Source organism: Bartonella sp. CL434QHHD (assembly GCF_042195145.1).
Classification (GTDB): domain Bacteria; phylum Pseudomonadota; class Alphaproteobacteria; order Rhizobiales; family Rhizobiaceae; genus Bartonella.
This window is the reverse complement of record NZ_JBHINT010000060.1, coordinates 40,796-58,370: the sequence shown is the minus strand read 5'-3', so window position 1 is coordinate 58,370 and position 17,575 is coordinate 40,796. Positions and strand designations below refer to the sequence as shown.

Here is a 17,575-nt window from a genome sequence, read left to right as displayed (position 1 = left end):
CTATTCTATAAAATAATGCACTCTTAAATTAGGAAATTAAATCTGTGTTTGCCTTTAAATCTGATTTTTTACACATTATGAGCGAACGTGGTTTTATCCACCAAATTTCAGATGAAAAAGGCTTAGATGATCTTTTTTCAAAAGAAACTGTAAGCGCTTATACTGGATTTGACCCAACAGCATCGAGTTTACATGCTGGAAGTCTTCTTCAGATTATGATGCTTTATTGGTTACAAAAAACAGGTCATCGCCCCATTGCTTTAATGGGTGGAGGAACCGGATTGATTGGTGATCCTTCTTTCAAAGATGAAGCGCGACGCCTTCTGACACAAAATGATATTGCTGAAAATATTGATGGTATTAAAAAGGTATTTGCTAACTATTTGACATTCGGTGACCGAGAAACCGATGCTTGTATTGTGAATAACGCGGAATGGTTATGCAATTTAAACTACTTAGAATTTTTGCGTGATGTAGGAAAACATTTTTCTGTCAATCGTATGTTGTCATTTGATTCCGTTAGACTCAGACTTGAGCGTGAGCACTCTTTGTCATTCTTAGAGTTTAATTATATGATTCTGCAAGCTTATGATTTTGTTGAACTTTATAAACGTTATGGATTGCGTATGCAAATGGGGGGCTCTGATCAGTGGGGCAACATTATTAACGGAATCGAATTAGGGCATCGTTTAGGAACACCGCAATTATATGCGTTAACATCACCATTGCTGACAACCTCTTCCGGTGCCAAAATGGGTAAATCATTGAATGGGGCTGTATGGCTGAATGCGGATAAGCTTTCACCTTATCAATTTTGGCAATACTGGCGCAATACAGAAGATGCTGATGTAACACGATTTCTAAAGCTCTATACTCCATTGCCAATGGATGAGATTCTTAAACTTTCTCTATTACAAGGGACAGAAATTAACGAAGCAAAAAAAATTCTTGCAACAGAAATTACAGCAATGTTGCATGGACGTGTTCTTGCTGATGCAGCAGCAGAAACAGCTCGCAAGACGTTTGAAGAAAAAACTCTAGGAGAAAATCTTCCAACTGTTGAAATTAATGCCTCAGAATTAAAAAAAGGTGTTGGATTGCTCACTCTTTTAGTACAAGCAGGACTCGCTAGATCTAATAGTGAGGCACGCCGACACGTTCAAGGTGGGGGGGTCCGTGTAAATGATCAAATTATTGAGGATGAAACACATCTTATTATTGAAGGGGATGTCAGTGCAGAAGGAACCGTTAAACTTTCTTTTGGTAAGAAAAAACATGTTGTGATGAAACCAGTATAATCTTTTGCTGTTTTGTTTATGTTGTCGACCTTGTTCTTTCAATTCAATTGTTGTGATAGGGCGAGTTTTGTTAGGAAATAAAGGTCTCTTCAAAACAATAATATTCTAGAGAGTTGAATAGTTCTTTTCTTCTGTGTACTCTGATATCTTATACCTGTTACACAAGAAAGAAAGATGAAAATAATGACAAGACCAATGAAAGGTGCTCTTGCTCCTGATTTTAATTTGCCGCGCGATGGAGGAGAGATGGTATGTCTTTCTGACTTTAAAGGAAAGTCTGTTGTTTTATATTTTTATCCAAAAGATGACACCAGTGGTTGCACAAGCGAAGCACTTGATTTCACAAAATTAAAGATGAAATTTGATGAAATCGGTGTTTCTGTTATTGGAATCTCTCCAGATAATGTAAAAAAACATGATAAATTTAAAGTAAAACATGAACTTGATGTCATCTTGGTTTCTGATGAAGAAAAAACAACCCTCGAAGCTTATGGTGTTTGGGTTGAGAAAAGCATGTATGGACGCAAATATATGGGAGTTGAACGGAGCACTTTTTTAATTGATGCAAATGGAATAATAGCAGAAGAATGGCGTAAAGTAAGCGTATCTGGGCATGCTGAAAATGTTTTAGCTACTGCAACACTTTTATATCATAATGGTAACTTGTAAATTGAGTGTTTGATTTGCCTTAAAAAGCAAAAGTTATCCTCCTTAATTGATTTTAGTTTTTCAACGGATTCAATTTTTACAATATATTGATTTATAAGGATAATGAATTGTTTTACATTTATATTAGTCCCCCGAATATCCCAAATTTTTCTTATTTCAGATTCTTCCTATCACTTGCAATATCATAAGCAGAATTGGCGTGTGAGAAAAAAAATGAAGAAAGAAAAAAGAAAATCCCTCTTTAAACCTTTAAAGTATCAAGGACTATCGTAACATCACAACATCAATAAAATGAACAGCTTAAGAAAAAATCTACATGGCTTGAAGGAAGGATATATAATTAACGAATATCCTCAATTTTTTTGTCTTGTCTATAAATGCGCCGTGCGAGTGCTGCCTCTATAAATGCATCTAAATTACCATTAAGTACGGATTGTGGATCCGTATTTTCAATTCCTGTACGCAAATCTTTGACAAGCTGATAGGGTTGAAGAACATAAGATCTAATTTGATGTCCCCATCCGATTTCTGTTTTAGAAGATTCAGCAGCATTGGTTTCTTCTTCTCTTTTTTTAAGCTCTTCTTCATAAAGCCGTGCACGCAACATCGACCAAGCCGTAGCGCGATTTTTATGTTGAGAGCGCTCTGTTTGACATTGAACAACAATACCCGTTTTTATATGCGTGATGCGAACAGCAGAATCTGTCGTGTTAACATGTTGTCCTCCTGCTCCCGATGCACGATATGTATCAATACGCACATCTGCCTCTGAAACATCAACTTCAATATTGTCATCAATAACTGGATAAACCCAAATGCTTGCAAAAGAGGTATGGCGCTTTGCATTCGAATCAAATGGAGAAATCCGCACTAAACGATGAACGCCTGATTCTGTTTTTAACATTCCATAAGCATTATGCCCTTTTACAAGAATAGTCGCTGACTTTATTCCTGCTTCTTCTCCATCATGAATTTCTAAAATTTCAACCTTCATTTCATGCTGTTCAGCCCAGCGCATATACATACGTAAGAGCATAGAAGCCCAATCTTGGCTTTCTGTTCCCCCTGCTCCAGCATGAACTTCTAAATAGGTATCATTCGGATCTGCTTCTCCTGAAAGAAGTACATCAATTTGCCTTTTATCTATCTCATTTTTAAGATTACGTATTGATCTTTCTGCATCAGCGATAATTTCAACATCACTTTCTTCTTCGCCCATCGCAATAAGCTCAATGCATTCTTCAAGTGTTTTTGTAAATAATAAAAGACCATTGATTGAATCATCAAGACGTTGACGCTCACGCATCATATCCTGTGCTCGTTGTGCATCATCCCATAATGATGGATCTTCTGCTTTTTGATTAAGATATTCGAGACGCTTTAGTGATTGATCCCAGTCAAAGATGCCCCCTTAGCAATTGTATTGCTTTCTGGATTTCATCAACTAATGTTTCTATTTCTGCTCGCATAATTTAACACCGTATTTTTAAAAACTCTTTTTGGTTGTGTCTCTTAGCATTTTATACAAATTTAATAGCTGCTATCAGAAAATGGTACAATTCTATCACTCTATTTACAGAACCGACATTGTAAAAAAGAGATAAAAACCATGACTCATGGCAAAAGGAGATTTTGTCGATTAATACAGCCCACCTGTCCCACTTTCAAGTGCTTTGTTGACTTGTGGAGAAGTCGTTACTGCAGGAACACCTTCTTGAAAAGAATTTGTACTCCCAATAACTTGATATATATCAGCAGGACCAGTCCCTGGTTTAAATGCTTCTATAATAACATCTTGATCTCCTCTTTCGGCAAGCATTCCTGTTTTTCGATTAATTGGCATTAAAATCATGCCCTTTGGCATCTTAAAGGGAACATCTGGCTTCCCTTTAAGAGCATCTGCCATAAAATCACCAAAAATAGGCGCAGCTAATGAACTTCCTGTTCCATTATATCCTAACGGAGCTGGTTGATCATAACCGACAAAAATACCAACGACAATATCAGGAGTAAATCCCATAAACCAGACATCCTTAGAGTCATTGGTTGTTCCTGTTTTAGCAGCAATATGTCGATTAAGATAACGTAAACGTGCCGCAGTACCACGCTGAACAACCCCTTCCATCATCGATGTAATCTGATAAGCCGTCATAGGGTCAAGAACTTGATCTCTTTCATCAATCAATGTGGGCTCACTTTGATTATTCCATGAATGCGTATTACAATTTTCGCAAATACGATCATCATGACGATAAATTGTCTTCCCATAACGATCTTGAATTCTGTCTATCAGAGAAGGTTTAATAGAGCGTCCCCCATTGGCAATAACTGAATAAGCTGTAACCATTCGTAATACTGTTGTTTCGCCAGCCCCTAAAGCCATGGGAAGATAAGGCTGCAATTTATCTACGATCCCAAAGCGTTCTGCATATTCAGCGACAAGAGGCATTCCCATATCATTGGCAAGCCGTATTGTCATAAGATTACGAGAACGCTCAATACCATAACGCAACGTTGAAGGTCCTGCAAAGGTACCTCCATAATTTTTGGGTTGCCAAACTTCACCATTATATTGACGAACTTCAATGGGGCCATCTAAAACAACGGATGCTGGTGTATATCCGTTATCAAGAGCTGCTGCATAAACAAAAGGCTTAAAAGCAGACCCCGGTTGGCGATAAGCTTGGGTTGCACGATTGAATTCAGATGCGGCAAAAGAAAATCCTCCCACCATAGCAAGAACGCGCCCTGTATGAGGTTCCATAGCAACAATTGCACCTTCAACCTTTGGAATTTGTTGTAAACGATAAGTATTATTTGTATTGGGTAGTTTTTCAACAAAAATGACATCCCCAACTTGCAGAACATGAGATAAGCTCTGAACAGTTTTTCGATAACCATTTTCTTTTACAACATGGAGTGCCCATTTTGAATCAGCTTCAGATAAAACAGCAATTTCCCGTTTTTTTGATAATATACCTGAAGCTTCGCGCTGTGGCTGTAAACCAATCTCTACTTTGTTGGGATTAGTAGAAAGAACAACAGCTAAACGCCATTCAGGAACATCACTTAGCCCTGTGATATTTGCAAGTTCTGTCCCCCAATCACTTTTCTCATCAATATGCGCATAAGCTCCACGCCATCCTTGCGCATGATCAAATCTAATTAATCCATCGTGCAAAGCACGTCGCGCAATAAGTTGTAAATGCGGATCAAGCGTTGTACGAATGGAAAGCCCACCTTCATAAAGTGTTTTAGCCCCATAGCGATGTATTAAACGACGCCGTACTTCTTCAGTAAAATAATCAGCCGCAAAAACATAGCTATCACTCCCACGTATTGTCGCTCCTAAAGGTTTAGCTTTCGCTTTTTCACCTTGTTCACGCGTTACATATCCATTTGCAATCATCCGGTCTATAACCCAATTACGCCGATCAATAGCACGTTGTGTATTCTTAAATGGATCATAATTTGCTGGTCCTTTTGGAAGAGCAGCCAAATAAGCACATTGTTCTAGCGTCAGGTCATTGACGGATTTATTGAAATAAGTCAAAGAAGCAGCTGCTATACCATAAGTGCCACGACCCAGATAAATTTCATTGAGATAAAGTTCGAGAATATGATCTTTTGAATAAGTTTTCTCAATACGCATTGCTAAAATAGCTTCCTTAAATTTACGTTCTAACGTTGTTTCTGAACTTAAAAGGAAGTTTTTAGCGACTTGTTGCGTTATAGTTGATGCACCCTCTGGACGTCTTCCAGAACCAATATTACGAATATTATTGATCAAAGCTCGAGAAAGTCCTTCAGGATCTAAACCAAAATGATGATAAAAGTTTTTGTCTTCAGCCGAAATAAAAGCATTTATAACAAGCTTTGGTATTGATTGAATCGGTAAATAGAGGCGATGTTTTGTTGCAAACTCTGCCATAAGACGGCCATCAGAAGCATGGACGCGGGTCATTACCGGCGGCTCATAAAGTGAAAGAACTTCATAATCAGGGAGTGCATTTGCTTGACCACTGGTCATAACACCCCACGTTATTGCACCACAAAGTCCAATAGCAATAAAAAAACGAAGAAGATATCTTAAAAAAATCATCATAAAAACGGCTATCGCTTTCTTAAGAATTAATTAAAGAAAAAATACGTTACTTCAAACACACCAAGTGGATATCACCACAAGATTGAGATCAAGAGAAATTGTTTTCTATCTTTTATTTATACTAGGTACACTAGAAGCCCATACTGATACTCTATTTTCTCACAAATTTAAAGAGGCTGTATCATTTTCTGCCTATAATCAGCAAATTGACGAATAGAATGAGCAATAGAGGCTGCCATTTGTTTTCTCCAATGAGGATCATTTAATAACTTTTCATCCTCTTTATTGGATAAATAACCTATCTCTATCAAGACTGAGGGTATATCTGAAGCTCTTAAAACTTGAAAATTAGCATACCGATGTGGGTTATTAATCAAGTTAATATGATTCTTTGATAAACTTGAAATAACACTATTTGCAAAATTAACCGAAAATGTATGTGTTTCACGTCGTGTAAGATCCATCAAAATATCTGTAACTTCGAGCGTTTCATCTGCAGGCAAACCATCAAGCAAATCAACTTTATTTTCATTTTCAGCTAAAGATTTTGCAATGGCATCAGAGGCTTTGTCTGATATGGTATACACTGTAGCACCGCGAAGAGAATGTAAATCAATCGTATCCGCGTGAATAGATATAAAAAGATCAGCATCAAACTCTTGCGCTTTTTTAACTCTTTCACTTAGTCTTAAAAAAATATTGGAATCTCGTGTTAAAGCAACGGTAATATGAGAATCCTTTTGTAATTCGTCTCGCAATGCACGCGCAAAGTCTAAAGTCACATCTTTTTCTAAAATTCCAGTAACACCCCGTGCACCACCATCAATACCACCATGACCAGGATCAAGAACAACACGGAAATTATATGCTGGCATTAACTGTGTTTTTGTATCAAAATTGCTTCTTTGCTGTTTTTTTAATATCTCATCAAATTTTTCCTGTGTACTTTTACGAATATCAATCAGCAACTGCCATAAACCATTATTTAATTTTTTTACGACATTTTTTTCAACCACAAAAGCCGTTTTACTTGTCAAAATAATGCGTGAAGTCTGTATATCAGAGAAAGCATAACGTACATCTGAAAGCATAACGGATAATGTATTCCGTTTCTTTAAAGGCGTATTTTGCATCGAAAAGTCAATTGTAGGTAAATTGATAACCAAACGTGCTGGCCTGTCCAAAATCTGTAAACGAACATTTGGTTTTGAATTAAAAACCGCAATAATACGCGTATGAACACTATCACCAATGGTTCGAAAATTAATAAGTCTCAGAGGATCTGCGGCTTGAACACTGGTTTGGAGTAGAAAAAAAGATAATAAAAAGTATGTGACGAGCACAATAACATCCCCATAAGCTGTTTTCAGCTTTTTGGTAAAAAAAACTCTTATCATAAGCAAAATACTCTACATTACCTTTGTAATAATTTATCTTGGTTATATAAAATGATACACCAATTTATTCTCTATTTTTCAATAAAAGCTAAATAAACACCCAAAAACGAAATTAAGGTCATAAAGATATTATAATTATACATGATTTACATTGTTACTTGCCAAACGCATGATATCAACATAAAAGAATATTTATGCTTCCTAGCTGATAATAGTCATCTAAATTATCTGTAACTCATATTAAGTTGTCTTTAGAGGTTTTTTGCCTATTATGCGTTGAGACTTTTTTATGGATGAAAAATTTCTATGTTATAATATTAGGATTGCATTACTTAAGATTCGTTGGTTCGGATATCCGAACTGTTTTAAAGATTATTTTACCGGAGACTTTTAAGAAATATGAGTCATAAAAAACAGATGGAAATAATGATGAGAAATGGTGTAAATGCAGTCATGCCTCTGCACGTGGTGTTCCGTCCTGTTTTTCTGGTACCTCCCTTTTATGGCAGACAGCCTTTTATGTTTACGAATAGTTATAGCGTTCGTTTGAATAAAATTGTGCATGTCGCCTTCAGGATATTAACTTATGTCAAACAAAATGCTTATAGATGCCTCCCATCCGGAGGAAACTCGTGTTGTTGTTGTTCACGGCAACAAAATTGAAGAACTTGATTTTGAATCAGAACATAGAAAACAGCTCAAGGGGAATATTTATCTCGCACGGATTACGCGTGTAGAACCGTCTCTCCAAGCAGCTTTTGTTGAATATGGTGGAAACCGACATGGTTTTTTAACATTTTCTGAAATTCATCCTGATTATTATCAAATTCCTATTGCTGATCGACTTGCTCTTCTTGAAGAAGAGGAAAAAGCAGCTATAGGAGAAAATTCTGTAGATACCTTTACGGAAGAAGCAACTAAAAATAAAAAACGCTCCAGAAGAACAAAAAAAAATGGAAAAAACAATGTCATAGCAGCCGATATTGAAAGTGACATCACATCTGAAGCGACAATAATTGATAATACAGAAGAAGCATTAAATGCCGATATCTCTGATGATGAGATCGAAATGGTCGGTGCTGAGGACATCCGTGAAGAGCTCCCAATTTATCAAAGAAAACAAGGGCGCCAGTATAAAATTCAAGAAGTCATTAAACGACGTCAAATTTTGTTGGTACAAGTTATCAAAGAAGAGCGTGGTAATAAAGGTGCTGCCCTTACAACATATTTATCTCTAGCAGGTCGTTACTCTGTTCTAATGCCCAACACAGCACGTGGTGGTGGTATTTCACGAAAAATTACGAACGTACAAGACCGTAAGCGTCTTAAAGAAATCGTAAAAGAATTAGCTGTTCCAAAAGGTATGGGCGTTATCTTACGAACTGCTGGTGCCAATAGAACAAAAGCTGAAATTAAACGTGATTATGAATATCTTATGCGGTTATGGGATACTATTCGCACTTTGACACTCGAGTCAACGGCGCCATGCCTTGTCCATGAAGAAAGCAATCTCATCAAGCGTTCTATACGAGATCTTTACAATAAGAACATTAGTGAAATTCTTGTTTCTGGAGACCAAGGATATCGTGAAGCGAAAGACTTTATGCGTATGCTCATGCCAAGTCATGCAAAAGTTGTGCAACCTTACCGTGATCCTACACCCATTTTCGCAAGAAATAATATTGAAATTCAACTTGATAAAATGTTGCAACCACAAGTTTCTTTAAAATCTGGTGGTTATCTTGTTATTAATCAAACAGAAGCACTTGTTGCTATTGACGTAAATTCTGGCCGCTCCACGAAAGAATTCTCTGTCGAAAAGACAGCCTTACAAACTAACCTTGAAGCTGCTGAAGAAGTAGCGCGGCAATTACGCTTGCGTGACCTTGCTGGTTTAATTGTGATTGATTTTATTGATATGCTTGAAGAACGCAATGTGAAGCTGGTCGAAAAAAAATTAAAAGATTGTTTAAAAAACGATCGTGCTCGTATTCAAGTAGGTCATATTTCACACTTCGGCCTTTTAGAAATGAGTCGTCAACGTATTCGCATATCGGTTTTAGAAAGTACAACACAGCCCTGCCCGCATTGCGCAGGAACAGGAAATATACGTTCTGAATCATCCATTGCGTTACATGTCATGCGCTCAATTGAAGAATATCTTCTTCATAATTCGCAATATAATATTATCGTGCGCACACCCGTAGCAACAGCGCTTTATGTATTAAATCATAAACGCAACATTCTTGTTAATTTAGAAGCTCGTTTTAAGCTTAATATTAGTATTGAAGCAGATGATAGTATTGGAACGCAACATCTTGTTATTTCTAAAGGCTCAATAGCAGAGAGCATTTCTCGATCTTCATTGGAAGATGCCAATGAGCAAGAAATTGAAGATTCTGTTTTCATAAAGAGTGAATCTATTGAAAATCCTTCTCCCATTGAAACAAACCAAAAGCGTAGGCGCAAAAATCGTCACGGTGAAATTACTGATCATTCTCTCTCCAACGTTCATAAAAAAGAAGATACTTTGAATGATGATTCTTATCGTCGAGGACGTCGTCGAGGACGTCGTGGTGGTCGACGCAATCAAGATAATAGTTTTCATCAGATTCGCGTTCCTTACGCAGAACCAGTGGGAGATTTTGCTAAGAAAGCTTTGGCAGAAATTAAAGCAGCGCATCGCAAACGTCGTATTTCGCCTACTAAATCTTTTGAACTTGAAGAAACAACAAATAATACACAAGCTCTAGATATACAACAACAGGGTGAATCTGAAAAAATTGATACAAGTATTAAACCTAAAAAACGTAAAACACGTTCTTCAAAAGTAGTAGAAAATCAGCTTTCTTTAGAGAATGATCAAAATGTTGCAGAACAAAAATCTCTTGAAGAAAAACCTACAACCAGTTCGATGCGTAAAGCTAAAACAAAAAAAGCAGACAAATCTATTCATGAGGTAGAAGATAAAGCTCTTGAAAAGAGTAAAAAATCAACACGTGGAACACGTAAAAAATCATCTTCTAAAGAGACGCAAATACAAAAAATATTAGAGCAAGAAACTGTAATCGAGATGGAGGAAGTTGTAGAAACCTCTCCTTCCCAAATTGAAGAAACAATTAATCAATCCGTTGTTATTTCATCAACGCCTAATGATTCTTCCAAAACTGAACGTATTGGTTGGTGGAAACGCAGAATTCTTTCGAAAAATTAAGGATTAAAAAAACCGCCACAGAAAACTGTGGCGGTTCAAATAAACAATTATAGAAAACGTTTCAACCAATTCTATAGTGTGGGTTTATTACTTTTGTTTTGCTTTTTCTTGCTCAGCCCGCATACGCTCTTCAATTTCTTTTTGCTTTGATTGAATGGCTTGCTGCAGCTTTATTTGTTCTTGTTGGAAATCTTTTTCCTCCATACCAGGACCGGTATAGGCTGCTGTAAACCCATTAAGAGAAAATTCAATAGGATTAGCTGAACCACGAAAATTAACTGTGGTTACAACCATTTTTGTTCCACTTTTCATAGCTGCTATAAGCTTATCATCTAAGACATCATTAGCAATACAACTTGGTCCATTACAAATAATATAAGGAATTTTTTTAGAGAACTCGTCACCGATTTTAATGTGAACACCTTCTGGCAAAAAACGCCCAGTAGGTACTTGAATACCTATACGTTTTTCATTTTGCTTCCCTTTTATTTCAACAAGATTAAAAGCCGTTAAAGGTTGTCCCGTATTCGATAATACAGTATTCATTGTATTACAAATATCAACATCATGCTGCTTACTGCAAACTTTGTACCAACCTTGTGATAAAGTTTGCGCATTTGCAGAAATACCAGCTATAAGAAAAAGGGCAGCGGCTCCAACTAATACTGAAACAGCAGAATAAACATTTTTATGCGACATGATTAAGTTAATCCTTTCAACGCGCTCTTAAGTAACTTTAAAAAAAATATTAAATGTAATTCCAACTTAAATTTATTAAATTATAATGAAATAACAATTAATTTTACTATTTTTACTTCAATATAAAAAAAAAAGTCAAATTTAGAGAAAAAATACGATGAGCCATTCTATTTTTATACACCCATATAATTCCCCTCTTCATCACATTGGTATTTGATATAATCTATCTATAAAATACCTCTGTGCATTTAAACTAAGATTACACAAACGAATCAATATTGCAATATTAATTAAAATAAAGTCTAATACTACTCTAAAAAACTTACTAATTAAACTTTTTACATTTATTACTCTTCATGTTAAGCTTATAGAGCCTTAGCAACAGGTTGTTGCAATGCATGAAGCTCCAAAATATCAGATAAATTTTACTATTTTCCTTATGTGCCTCGTGTGATACACAAAAACAAAATCATCTACGATATTATTGAAACATTTAATGAATTAAAACCACTGATTGTCTAAAATTTCTGCATAATTGTAAGAGAACTTTTTGCTAATGAACAATCTTCTGCCCTTGTTTACAAAACAATGGTGATACGCTTTTGTAATAAAAATTTTATATTCTATAGCGTTTAACTAAAAAGTTTAGTTTAAAAATACGTTACTAAAGAAGTGCTTTTTTCTTAATTAAACAACACATTTTCTTAGAGAGAAAATCTATAACTGCTGAAAATATTTTATTTATAATAAACTTTCTTAAAATATAATAACATATTAATTTATAATAATAATTTATCTTTTTTCTATTTCTATATTGTATGAAAGATCTGAATAGCGCAAACCTCTCTTATATTGAATCAATAAAATTTATCCACTTGTACATCACAAGCAGAGTTAGTTTTATAGATAAAACTACTGAACAAAGGAATACCCCCCTATGAATCATCTCACGTGCCCAAAGCCATAATAAATTTATGCTTATATATTATACATCTATTATTGCACCTCTGTACAAATATCATCTCTCAGCTTTATAACGTGAATAAAAAATGTAGCTTTTATCAATTTATTTTAAGTTATTTCTCAAATAAAAGAAGCTTCTAAAATGATAAATTATTTTCAGCTTTCACAACATCAAAGATATAAATCGTTAATGATTTAAGTTTTAAGAAAAAATGAATTCAAAGTATCATTTTGTTTCCCTATATAACACAATTTAGAGCTATAAAATATTTCTCTTATCGTATTAATGAAACAATATTTATGATATGAGATGTATCGTCATTAAAATAATTAATCAGATAAAAATAAAAAACTACAAGCACAAAAAATTATGCATAAAAAGAAAACATAAAAAGATATATGAGTTTATTATTTAATATATATATATATAATCTTATATGATAAGAACAATAGATAATATATTACGTGTATAAGATTACTTTATTATAAATAATAAGTAATAACTCAAAAAATAAAATATATTATTACTAATATGTTTTAACTATTGTTTAGTATATCAGCTTAATTTTTCTGTATTTATATGAGTAAATTTTTAATTGAATAATTCTTCAACATGAGAACGCATACGATTCATAATACTCTTTCTCTTTTCTGGCAGCATTATATTATATATTTCTCTCGTGCTTCTACATAATAAAGGAGCAGATTTTACATTCGAAGGATTGCGCATCACCATATCCTTTATACCACTAATTATCTCTTCTTCAAAATCTGAGACACTAATCACCATTCGTTCTTCAAAGTGCTTTATTAATTCAGGATCTATTGAATTGATTGCATCTTTTGCCCATCTAAAATCTTTTTTCCTCCAACCAAAATCTTTCCGTAATAAATCCCCTATATCACTGTCCAACAGACTCTCTTGAATTTTACAAGAAAGAACCATAAAGGGATAGAGTCGTATCGTTTCATCAATCGCTCTATCGTTAAGAGTTTCTACATTTGCTGTATCATCACTCATTCCTAATTCAGAAGCGCTTCGAGACCTTAGATATTCTGTTGCTTTACTTAATTTTCTTTCATACTCTCCTACTCTATACTCTCTTGCCCTATGCGCTCTATATGCTAAATTCTCCATTTCTTGCGCTAAATCACTTAGTTTTGAAGAAAGCTTATAACGCTCTTCATTAAGGTCTCCGTGTTCTTGTAGCAGCTTATCATGTTCTATATTATGAGAACGTATTTGCGAAAGTGTTAAATCAGCAAATGTCTTTTCAATGAATTTCATCCTCTTTTCAATAACTTGTAGTCTTTCTTTAATACGCTTATATTTCTCATCAAGCGTTAAACCAGAAAGAGATAATTCGGTTAAGCTAAACTCAGCGTGAGCGTTTTTTACGCCATATATCAAAGTGAGTAATAAAAAGACGATAGTTAGACACTTTTGTAATGAAGAAAGCATGCTATCTTTACCTAAATTTTTTCTTTCTAAAAAATTTACAGGAGCTTATTAGCTTATTATATGCAAGTGCTATTTAATGCGGTCCAACCGTCTAATCTATTTTCTTCATTATATCAATACGTATATAATAAAAACCAAATAAATATATAAAGGGTTCTTTATTATAAACTTAAATTTTATTCTTATACAAAATCAATAACTGTTTGTTTTTATAGAATGATTTTATAAAAATGAGTAACAGCTCTGAAACAATAAAGAAATTTTTTAAACAGAATGTTGTTCTGCCATTTCGACAAGCTTTGTCATAATATTCGCTGCTCCAACAAGCCTTTCATCCGCTGAGGACCAATCACGAATAAGAGCAATACTTTGATCTGGTCGAATTTTTGCCATTGAACCTTGTTTTCCCACCCACTGAACAAGAGCAACACTATTTGCGAAATAGTTATTACGAAACTGTATGACAATCCCCTTTGGTCCAACATCTAGTTTTTCTACATGTGCTTTTCGACACAATGTTTTAATATGAAAGACTTTAAGAAGATGTTGAACCTCAAGGGGCAAAGGACCAAAGCGATCAATTAACTCCGCTGCAAATTCATCAATTTGTTCTAAACCATCAAGCTCTGTTAAACGACGATAAAGTCCCATACGTAATGATAAGTCAGGCACGAAACTTTCTGGTATCATCACTGTTGTACCAAGGGAAATTTGAGGTGACCATTGCTTATCTTCATTTAGCTCTCCATCTTTTAATTCAGCAACAGCTTCTTCAAGCATTTTTTGATAGAGTTCAAATCCAACTTCTTTGATATGCCCCGATTGCTCTTCACCTAAAAAATTTCCTGAACCGCGGATATCCATGTCATGGCTTGCCAATTGAAAACCGGCCCCTAAGGTGTCAAGAGATTGTAACACTTTAAGACGACGATCAGCAGCAGTTGTTAAAACTTTACCAGCAGGAAATGTAAAGAGAGCATACGCACGTTGTTTTGAACGTCCTACCCTACCACGTAACTGATAAAGGGCAGAAAGACCAAACATCTCAGCACGATGCACAATTAGGGTATTGGCTGTTGGAATATCAAGACCTGATTCAATAATGGTTGTTGATAGCAGCACATCATATTGTCCATCATAAAATGCATTCATGATATCATCAAGTTGTCCAGCCGGCATTTGTCCATGAGCCACAACGAATTTCAGTTCTGGCACATGTGTTTTGAGATATTCTTCTACAAAAGCCAGATCAGAAATACGAGGACAAACATAGAAACTTTGTCCACCACGATAATATTCTCGAAGCAGGGTCTCTCGTATAACAAGTGCATCAAAGGGTGAAATAAAAGTACGAACCGCCATTCTATCAATGGGAGGGGTTGTTATCAATGAAAGTTCACGTACACCCGATAAAGCTAACCCTAAAGTGCGTGGTATGGGAGTTGCTGAAAGTGTGAGAACATGAATATCACTTTTAAGCTCTTTTAAACGCTCTTTGTGTTTGACACCAAAATGCTGTTCCTCATCAATGATAAGAAGGCCTAACCGTAAAAAATTAACTGCACCACTTAATAATGCATGGGTTCCAATGACAATATCGATTGTACCATCTGAAACACCTTTTTTTACTCGTGCAAGTTCTTTCGCTTTTACAAGCCTCGAAGCATGTCCAATTTTAACCGGTAATCCTTGAAAACGCGAAATAAATGTTTTGTAATGTTGACGTGAAAGCAAAGTTGTCGGTACAACAACAGCAACCTGATATCCATTTAATGCTGCAACAAAAGCACTTCGAATAGCTACTTCAGTTTTTCCAAAACCAACATCACCGCATATCAAGCGATCCATCGGCTTACCTGAGGCTAGATCGTCCAAAACAGCATCAATTGCATTCATTTGATCTTCCGTTTCTTCATAGGGAAAGCAAGCAACAAACTCATCAAATGGTCCAATTGGTGGAAGTAAAGCAGGCGCAGCACGAGTCATACGCTCTGCAGCTATACGGATTAATTGCCCTGCCATTTCCAATAAATGTTTTTTAAGCCGAGCTTTACGTGCTTGCCAAGCAACACCTCCTAATTTATCTAAAGTTACCTCTGTTCCTTCTGAGCCATAACGTGAGAGAAGCTCAATATTTTCAACAGGTAAAAAGAGTAAATCACCTCCAGCATATCTAATTTCAAGGCAATCTCGTAAAATTCCAGTGGTTCTGATGGTTTTAAGACCAACAAATTGGCCAATACCGTGGTCGATATGCACAATAATATCACCAGAATTTAAAGCAGAAATTTCAGAAATAAAATTTGTATTATTCTTACGCCGCTTTGGTGATCTTATAAAACGATCGCCAAGGATATCTTGCTCTGCTATAATAGCCAAATCTTCAGCCTCAAAACCATGTTCTATCATGATAACAGCTGCTAATATGCGATCTCGTGGGGTTGCTTTGACAGTTTGCAAGGATTTTACAACATCTATTTTTTTCAATCCATGCTCGTCGAGAACTTGTAGCAAACGATTGAGAGATCCTTCACTCCAACACGCTAAAAGCACTTTTTTACCAGCAGTGCGTAAAGATGCGATATGATCAATAACACTTGAAAAAACATTTTTTTCCTGCGCATTACGCTCTTTTACAAAATCATATCCTTGTTTAACATTGGTGTGAATAACAGTTTGTTCCAAACTTTGTGGAACATTAAAAGGCGAAAAATCAATACGCTGCGAAGATTGTTGCGCACCTTCCAAAACACGCTCTGGCGTTAAATAAAAAAGACTAGGATCTATTGGATGATAAGAAGTAGAATTTTTTTCATCATTTTCGCGCTCTTTGCGCGCGTTATAATAGTCTTCAATAAGACGATAGCGCTCAATGAAGACTTCTTCTATGAGATGCTCAAAAACTATCGGTAAGTTGCCACAATGGTCAAAAAAGCTATCAAGGTTTTCATAAAAAAATGGAAGCCAATGTTCCATACCGGCAAAACGCCGACCTTGAGAAATTGCTTCATAAAGCATGTTATTTTTTTGTGATACACCAAATGTACGGGTATAATTGCTTTTAAAACGACTGATGCGTTCTGGTGTAAGAACAACCTCACTCATTGCCTGTAATAAAAGTTCAGTTTTTTGGCCTGTTGTCCTTTGACTTTCTGGATCAAATACGCGGATACTTTCTAGGGTATCTCCAAAAAAATCAAGACGTAAAGGTTCAACATCCATCGGAGAAAAGATATCAAGTATTCCTCCTCTTACAGCAAACTCACCAACATCACGGACAACCGTAACGCGTTCAAAACCATTGGTTTCTAGAAATTGAATAAGATTTCCCATGTTATTGCGCTGGCCAACACGTGCGTGAATAAGCTGAGCTTCTATCATTTCACGAGGAGGTAGCTTTTGCATAATCGCATTTGCTGTTGTTAATATAATTGCAGGATGTGGATCTTTACGTAAATTTGCTATGTGTGCCAATGCTGATAGTCGACGTGCCATAACAGCAATTCCTGGTGACACACGATCATAAGGCAAACAATCCCATGCAGGAAATTGAAGTACGGGTAAATTGGGCTCAATAAAATTTAAAACTTGTTGTAAATGCACAATTTTTGTTCCGTCACGGACAACATAGAGGAGCGGTTTACCTTGTGCAATTTCTGAACTTAATTTAGCAAGCGCAAAGGCTTCAAATCCATCAGTAACGCCATCTAAAATCATACGAACAGAATTATTTTTGGGAATAACAATTTTTTTAAATATAGGCATCTG

General features: G+C 35.6%; 9 protein-coding genes. 3 read left to right on the top strand and 6 right to left on the bottom strand.

Annotated features, from left to right (window positions below; genetic code table 11):
• Positions 1-44 precede the first annotated feature (44 nt).
• Together tyrS and ACFILN_RS09325 are read left to right on the top strand one after the other, a co-directional pair.
• Positions 45-1,298 (top strand): tyrosine--tRNA ligase, encoded by a 1,254-nt coding sequence (tyrS, locus tag ACFILN_RS09330; protein WP_375631146.1) that lies wholly within the window; start codon positions 45-47, stop codon positions 1,296-1,298.
• Between the two features lie 183 nt (positions 1,299-1,481).
• Positions 1,482-1,967: a peroxiredoxin gene (locus ACFILN_RS09325; protein WP_273791260.1), complete on the top strand. Its 486-nt coding sequence runs from the start codon at positions 1,482-1,484 to the stop codon at positions 1,965-1,967.
• A gap of 340 nt (positions 1,968-2,307) precedes the next feature.
• Here the strand turns inward: ACFILN_RS09325 and prfB are convergent.
• From prfB to ACFILN_RS09310, 3 genes are all read right to left on the bottom strand, one after another.
• A protein-coding gene (prfB, locus tag ACFILN_RS09320; protein ID WP_375671386.1) for a peptide chain release factor 2 occupies positions 2,308-3,436 on the bottom strand; the annotation gives its coding sequence in 2 pieces (ribosomal slippage) (positions 2,308-3,366 and positions 3,368-3,436; 1,128 coding nt in all).
• Between the two features lie 170 nt (positions 3,437-3,606).
• Positions 3,607-6,072, bottom strand: coding sequence for a penicillin-binding protein 1A (locus ACFILN_RS09315; RefSeq protein WP_375664230.1), 2,466 nt, complete (start codon positions 6,070-6,072; stop codon positions 3,607-3,609).
• 167 nt (positions 6,073-6,239) lie between these two features.
• Positions 6,240-7,469 (bottom strand): N-acetylmuramoyl-L-alanine amidase, encoded by a 1,230-nt coding sequence (locus ACFILN_RS09310; RefSeq protein WP_375657771.1) that lies wholly within the window; start codon positions 7,467-7,469, stop codon positions 6,240-6,242.
• Between the two features lie 586 nt (positions 7,470-8,055).
• Between ACFILN_RS09310 and ACFILN_RS09305 the strand changes: the two genes are divergently transcribed.
• Positions 8,056-10,683, top strand: coding sequence for an Rne/Rng family ribonuclease (locus ACFILN_RS09305; RefSeq protein WP_375631149.1), 2,628 nt, complete (start codon positions 8,056-8,058; stop codon positions 10,681-10,683).
• An 87-nt stretch (positions 10,684-10,770) separates the two neighbouring features.
• On the opposite strand, the gene ACFILN_RS09300 is transcribed toward ACFILN_RS09305, so the two are convergent.
• From ACFILN_RS09300 to mfd, 3 genes are all read right to left on the bottom strand, one after another.
• Complete coding sequence (locus ACFILN_RS09300; protein WP_273791265.1) at positions 10,771-11,382, bottom strand: invasion associated locus B family protein; 612 nt, start codon at positions 11,380-11,382, stop codon at positions 10,771-10,773.
• A 1,555-nt stretch (positions 11,383-12,937) separates the two neighbouring features.
• Positions 12,938-13,807 carry a hypothetical protein gene (locus ACFILN_RS09295; protein WP_375632244.1) on the bottom strand — a complete coding sequence of 290 codons (870 nt, stop codon included), beginning with the start codon at positions 13,805-13,807 and terminating at the stop codon, positions 12,938-12,940.
• A 264-nt stretch (positions 13,808-14,071) separates the two neighbouring features.
• Positions 14,072-17,572, bottom strand: coding sequence for a transcription-repair coupling factor (gene mfd, locus ACFILN_RS09290; protein WP_375671383.1), 3,501 nt, complete (start codon positions 17,570-17,572; stop codon positions 14,072-14,074).
• Positions 17,573-17,575 lie beyond the last annotated feature (3 nt).

Excerpts from the sequence above, each read along its gene's own strand:
- ACFILN_RS09325 (WP_273791260.1), top strand. The coding sequence starts at position 1,482 with ATGACAAGACCAATGAAAGGTGCTCTTGCTCCTGATTTTAATTTGCCG.
- ACFILN_RS09315 (WP_375664230.1), bottom strand. The coding sequence starts at position 6,072 with ATGATGATTTTTTTAAGATATCTTCTTCGTTTTTTTATTGCTATTGGA.
- ACFILN_RS09310 (WP_375657771.1), bottom strand. The coding sequence starts at position 7,469 with ATGATAAGAGTTTTTTTTACCAAAAAGCTGAAAACAGCTTATGGGGAT.
- ACFILN_RS09305 (WP_375631149.1), top strand. The coding sequence starts at position 8,056 with ATGTCAAACAAAATGCTTATAGATGCCTCCCATCCGGAGGAAACTCGT.
- ACFILN_RS09300 (WP_273791265.1), bottom strand. The coding sequence starts at position 11,382 with ATGTCGCATAAAAATGTTTATTCTGCTGTTTCAGTATTAGTTGGAGCC.
- ACFILN_RS09295 (WP_375632244.1), bottom strand. The coding sequence starts at position 13,807 with ATGCTTTCTTCATTACAAAAGTGTCTAACTATCGTCTTTTTATTACTC.
- mfd (WP_375671383.1), bottom strand. The coding sequence starts at position 17,572 with ATGCCTATATTTAAAAAAATTGTTATTCCCAAAAATAATTCTGTTCGT.